At 59.2% G+C, this 5,878-nt stretch carries 5 protein-coding genes and 1 pseudogene; 2 read left to right on the top strand and 4 right to left on the bottom strand.

Annotated elements, in window-relative coordinates:
* Positions 1-876 precede the first annotated feature (876 nt).
* The gene (locus H3V53_RS42150) at positions 877-1,536 is read left to right on the top strand and encodes a transposase (RefSeq protein WP_336602889.1); all 660 of its coding nucleotides are present in this window, start codon (positions 877-879) and stop codon (positions 1,534-1,536) included.
* Between the two features lie 648 nt (positions 1,537-2,184).
* On the opposite strand, the gene H3V53_RS42145 is transcribed toward H3V53_RS42150, so the two are convergent.
* From H3V53_RS42145 to H3V53_RS42130, 4 genes are all read right to left on the bottom strand, one after another.
* Positions 2,185-3,363, bottom strand: coding sequence for a porin (locus H3V53_RS42145; protein ID WP_336602888.1), 1,179 nt, complete (start codon positions 3,361-3,363; stop codon positions 2,185-2,187).
* Between the two features lie 621 nt (positions 3,364-3,984).
* On the bottom strand, positions 3,985-4,650 hold the full coding sequence (locus tag H3V53_RS42140) for a hypothetical protein (protein ID WP_336602887.1): 666 nt from the start codon (positions 4,648-4,650) through the stop codon (positions 3,985-3,987).
* A 150-nt stretch (positions 4,651-4,800) separates the two neighbouring features.
* Positions 4,801-4,971, bottom strand: a complete 171-nt coding sequence (locus tag H3V53_RS42135) for a hypothetical protein (protein ID WP_336602886.1) — start codon at positions 4,969-4,971, stop codon at positions 4,801-4,803.
* A gap of 264 nt (positions 4,972-5,235) precedes the next feature.
* Positions 5,236-5,472, bottom strand: a complete 237-nt coding sequence (locus H3V53_RS42130; protein WP_336602885.1) for a hypothetical protein — start codon at positions 5,470-5,472, stop codon at positions 5,236-5,238.
* 213 nt (positions 5,473-5,685) lie between these two features.
* On the opposite strand from H3V53_RS42130, the pseudogene H3V53_RS42125 reads away from it, so the two are divergent.
* Positions 5,686-5,878 (top strand): annotated as a pseudogene (locus H3V53_RS42125) (hypothetical protein); the annotation flags it as partial.

The following is a 5,878-nucleotide window of genomic DNA, read 5'->3' as shown; positions in this document are numbered from 1 at the left end:
CGGCGAACCGGTGCAAGACGATCGACCGGTTCAGCAGAAACTCGCCGCCTGATAGCCCCTGCCTTAACGTTGCCCGTACACCACTCTTGACGTTAGCTCCCACCCTCGGGATTTATGTGCCAATGCTTTCCGCCGAACTCCCTGCCAATCACCATGATGCGCCGCGCGCTAGGATCCTTGGGACCGTTCACGAGAAACGGCGTAGAAAGCCCTCGCGTCTTCGCTACAGCGGGATCTAGGAAGGATGGGTGTGTCGTCGCCAGAATCTCGGCGTAGCGCGCTTCAAGTGTTTCGTCCATCGCGTCATCCAGTATTAGGGAATAGCTGAAGTGCACATTCCCTTCGTTCTTCTTGTCACGCCGCTGCGTAAGCAAGCGCGGCCGCCCCAGTCTGACTCGTCGATTGTCCAAGATTCCTTGACCGGTGTCGAATGACTGTTCATGGGCCGATCGTCGACTACTACGGGCAGTCGTCGGTCTGCGGCAGACGTGCACTAACCAAAGTCAACTCGAGATCAATCTTCGTCCTCGACCCAGAGATACCCTGACCGTAAGGCACCGATTACGATGACTCCCACATCGAACGTCGCGTTGGTAACGACAGCAGTTGTTGGTGAAGTACCGAGCTTGAGCGCCAAACTGTTCAAAAAACGTTCCCGTTGATTGTTCGGCCTGAGCAGCGGTCATTATCTCGACGCTGTACGCTTGGTCGCGATGCAGCACCCCGGCGATAAGAGAATGAGCGGTGCTCTCATCGATTTCGCGATAGCAGGAGTCGTCATCGCGCAACTCAAACGCTTTCGCTACAGTCCCGGGAGTTGGCGCCGAATACGGTAAAGCCCCGCAGCGAACTTCGCCGCAATCACGCAAGCGCTTGATGTCTTCGTTGATTCCCACGACAGTCCTCTTCGGTTCAGGGAAATTGTCGACGATCTGTATCTGGCTGTCGACTGACTGCTACTGGCCGGCGAACGAAACCGCTCGCGCGGTAGGGGGCTCCGACCCGGCGTTCGAGGTCTGGAGAGATCGGCTGCGCAGTTCCGTATGTTGGAGGTCGAGGCAATCCGCCTCGTTCTACAAACGGAGCTGCATCATGACCTCCAATCAACCGGGCGTCAGCCCATTGCGTCAGCGTATGACGGACGACATGCGCATGCGCCAGCTTTCTCCCAAGACCCAGGCGGGCTACCTGCGCATTGTGCGTGAATTCGCCCGATATCTTAAACGCTCACCCGACAAAGCGATGACGCTCGATTCCAGCGAGTTCATGCGCCGCTTCCTGCTCCATGTGTTGCCCGCCGGCTTCCATCGAATCCGCCACTATGGCTTGCTCGCCAATCCGGTGCGCCGCACAAACGTGGCCAGGATTCGTGCGCTGCTCGGCGTGGCACCCAGGCTCTGCCCGTTACTGCACGATGCAATCACCGCCGATCGACCGACTTTCTTCTGTCGCCATTGCGGCGCACCGATGCTCGTCATCGACATCCTGACGCGCACCGTACCGATTCGCGCACCACCAAAGGCAGCACAGCGATGAGCGCCTCGCGTCGATCTGCAGTTCAATCGTCGGCTTTGCGTCAGCGCGGCCGAAGAGTGGACGGTTGTGCCTTCGGTGTCATGCACGGTTGCCCAGCCGTATTCCGAACTCGACTTCGCGCGCGCCATCGCCTCTATTGCCGCATCCACGCATGTGCGCGCGCTCGCATCACCCGCCGCCGACCTGCAACACAGACCAGTCAGATTAATTAATCGCCATAGCGACGACCCTGGCCGCATCGGACCACTCCGTGGTTTCCTTCCTCGAGGTTTATTCAACGCCTGCCCGCACGCGTTATCCTTGACTTATGAGCTCGTGGTCGAGGGCAGGCGTCGAACAAACCTAAACGAACCCGGAAATCCGTGGGATGACAACGAACGGGCCGCCCGGACTGATCGCCGAGCTTCCCTGTTCGACCCCGCTCCCCCGTTAAGTTTTCCCCAGAGCGACCCTTTAACAGTCAGGAACGTTCGGATCAAAAAAGATGTCCACGCCAGATTTTTATACAGCAGACGCCACGGAACAGGGACGCCTTGTGCGGTGGCGCGCCGTCAACATCGACGGCGGCCGATCCGATCGTCCTGATCTCGCCGCTCCCTCCACCCGCCGACGCCGGCGGATCCTGCCTCCTGGCGAAGGAGCTTCGTATCAGAAACGGTGACGTAGGCCGACGGTGGCCTCCACCTGATTTGATGTCGACGCGGGGGAGCTCACGCCGTTGATCCAGGCGACACCGAGCGGATTGCCAGCGCGCGCGCTCACGCTCTGATAGGTGCTTTGGATATAGACGTCGGTGCGCTTCGAGAAGGCGTAGTCCGCGAGCGCGCTCACCTGATTCCAATGCGGAGCGCCGCTACCGGCATTTCCACCGGCGCGCGAGTAGGTGTACGCTGCCGCCAACATAACGGCCGGCGTCAGCGCAAACCGGATGTTTCCTTCATAGTTCTGGAAGTGGCTGTTGAAGCCGGTTAGGAACAGTTCGGTCAGGTTCGTCTGCGTATATACGAAGCCCGCGACCAACGGACCGAACGCATAGTTGAGGCCACCGCCCCACGTCTGCTGGCGGCTCGCGAGTGCACCGAGCGGCACCGAAGTCGGTGTCAGAAGGCCCGAGAGCGAGCTTCCAAGCGTATCCGTGACTGCGCCGTTAGTATTGAGCTGCGCCGGGGTGCGGGCCGAGTTGTTCAGGTGCAGATAGCCGGCGCCAAAGTTCAACGGCCCCCACACGTACGACATGCCGACGCTGTACGCACGATTGTTCGCGAAACCACCGGCCTGGTTCGAAAAGCCGTACAAGGCACCCAGTTTGAAGCCCGCGAAATCCGGACTTTGATATTTGACCGAATTGTTGATCTGGAACGAATCGTTCAGGTTGTCGACGTCGAAGAGATGAGCGAAGTGAGTCCCGCCATACTGTGTGCCGGTCAACGAGAGTGGCGCCAGGAAATCAACCATGTCGTCGGTTTGACGTCCCAAGGTCAGCGAGCCAAAGTCACGGCTGGATACGCCAACGTAGGCCAAGCGGTTGAATATCCGATTGGCAGACGACAACTGACCATTGTTCAGGTTGAAGCCGTTTTCGAGAGTGAAAATCGCCTGCAAGCCACCGCCCAGATCTTCCGCTCCGCGCAGGCCCCAGCGACTGTACTGGACGCCACCGCTGGTCATCTGCCAGTTGCTGTGACCACCCGCTCCGGTGCCGGTGATCTGGCTGTTGGTGTAAGTGAGGCCCGCGTCGATCAGGCCGTAAAGCGTCACGTTGCTTTGCGCCTGCGCGGCGCCGGCCAGCGTGGCCAGCGCGGTGCCTGCTATCAGGGTTTTCTTCATTCGTCACTCCAGGGTCGAAGACTGTTTCATTAAACGCTTCACGCTACCCCGTACCTGATTCCTCTCTGCGGAGAAGTTGCTGTCGCGTAAGACGATAATGGCAATCTGCGATCCGAAGCTATTGGCACGCGATTGCATGTCGCTCGATCGCAACAGTGCAGACGTGGAACTCCCGGTGTTGCGCGGGCATCGGAGCTCATTGTTCTGCGATCCGCTCTTTACGAACGGGCATTCGCATGTACAGGGTCGATGCGGTGGTTGTTTGCGATTCCGAGCCACGCGATTTGTTTGTTTCACCAAACGCAATGCCGACGGGCCCAGTCATCGACATTGAAACGGAGCACTCGTTCTGCGTTTTGCCCGTCTGCCGTAGAACGAAGGAAAACTGTCCCCGTTGCACCAGGAATTGTGTCAATGTCGGGCGCCCGGCTTATTGCTCGGTGAAATTCGCTGATTGTTCAGATGCTTACTGGCGAAGGAATTGTGTCACTGCTCGCGAACTGCTTGACGGAGCCGTCCATCGCAGCAAATCTGCGGAGCAGACATTGCTCCCCACGGACCCGCACTCGCAATAACCCGTGACTCGATACAGGATCGGTTCGCCGCTTGCCACCCCTGCCGTCATCCGAGGCAGCACTCAAGATAACGGCATGCAAATGCACGGCGGTGTTGCGGCTTCATCGGTTCCGCGTTTTCCGGCTTCCACGCGCCACCATGACCCGCATAGCAATTTGCACAATGAAACCGCGCTTCGAGAAGCTGGACGTTCACGCGATAGGGTGTTTCGCGACCGCAGCGCCAACACTTTGTTTCGAGCATGCGACGATGAGCCGGACACACGCTCAGCTTCTCGAGCTGGTGCACAACACTGTGATAGCCATGAGCAAGACAGGGCCGACAGTAACGAAACACGTCGCTATAGCGTCGCCGTCCGACCGCATCGATCAGGGCGACCTGCAGCGTTTCTACCGGCAAACCGAGACTCTCCTGCAGCCGCCTGACATCCACTGCCCCTCGTCGCGGAGCGATGCCTTGATAAGGATCGACGTCCAGCCCCATCAGCCGCGCTGCAACGACGCCCGACGGGGCGTTGGCCGTCTCGAACTTCCACAGCATCGAGATCAATGACTCATGCCGATAAAGCCAGCTCTTCCTGAACACGTAACCCAGGGCGGGAGTCAGCCTGCTCTCATCAAGCGTCAGAATCGGAAACGTCGGCTCACTCAGCAGCCCGGCGCTAAGAGGCGGCGACGAGGACGCGTCCGGTTGCATGGCGTGACTGGACATAACCGCAGTGCCTTACCGCATGGTCCCACAGGACCTGACCGGGGCAATAGCCCCGTGCGTCCCTCAATTCGCTGTACTTAGCACGATCTCGACCGCGCGCACGAAGGACTCCATCGGAATCTCAAGCTTCCCTCACCGTAGGCCACGTGCTCACATCGATTGACTGTAGCCGCGCATTGCGGCGACGCATGATATTGCCTCGACAACAACAAATTTCGTACGCAGGGACAGGAATTGGGTATGAAGCTCCGGCGCGCTCACCCTTCCCTCGCGCAATAGATTAAACAGGCTCGCCCGCACCAGCACGGGATCACCGGCCATAGCTGACGCTCGATGTCAGCAAGCCGCGTGGGCTGACCGAGGAGCCTCACAATCGATTCCGACAGCGAGCGCGCAAGGAGTCTGCGGTTAGCAACCAGGCCCGACAGCATGCTCCGCCAGTTGTCGATCCACACACGTGAGGCGACCAGCTCGGCCGACTCGACACGCCGGATGGACAATCCTCGCGTATCGAGCGTGTCGCCGGCTTTTGCTATCGCACCATCATAAGGCGTTGCCTCACTAAGGATAACTAATTCTTCACCGTCAGCATAACGCACAGAAGTCCGCAAGGAGTTGCTGTCCGCCAATGATTGCAAACCCGGTTCTTTCGCAAAACGCCTGTACCGTCGAGCTCGCCTCGAGCAGCACCCATTGCTGGAGCGCGACATGTCGATAGAGTGTCACTCGTCTTGCCAGCTCCAGGCTGAACGCTTCAAAACGATGCGCGCCGCGGGGACGGGCAAGCGCGAGAGGTCGCAGGTTTTGCAGAGAATTTGCCATAAGATCAATACCTTATGGACGGGATTCGAAGTCTAGTAGGTCGGTTGGCAATTTTCATTCGGACTTACGCGAATTGACACATTGCCTTCGCATCGGACTGCGAAGAAATGTGTCACCGCAGTCAGTCCGATCCTCTCGTTGCCCGACCGAAGGCAAATGAGGCCAGTGACACATTTCCTTCGATCTACGCCCTCGCCCCACGAAGCGACGCCGTTGCTGCTGCCAATCGGCAGCACGGCGGACGAGAGTGCGAAGAAGGCGGCGAGAGGCGCAGGCGGACGGACCTCAGACGGCAACCATACGGCACCGACCCGGCCGCTCACGCGGGCGGCTGTGCACACCATCGTCAAGGAGGTGTTTGCGCGTGCCGCCGGGCGGCTACGCGAGCGTGGCATCGAACACGCTG

Origin of the sequence: Paraburkholderia bengalensis (assembly GCF_037126505.1) — a bacterium.
GTDB classification, from domain to species: Bacteria; Pseudomonadota; Gammaproteobacteria; order Burkholderiales; family Burkholderiaceae; genus Paraburkholderia; species Paraburkholderia bengalensis.
Note: the sequence above shows the minus strand (reverse complement) of the source record. Positions and strands in the feature narration are given on the sequence as shown.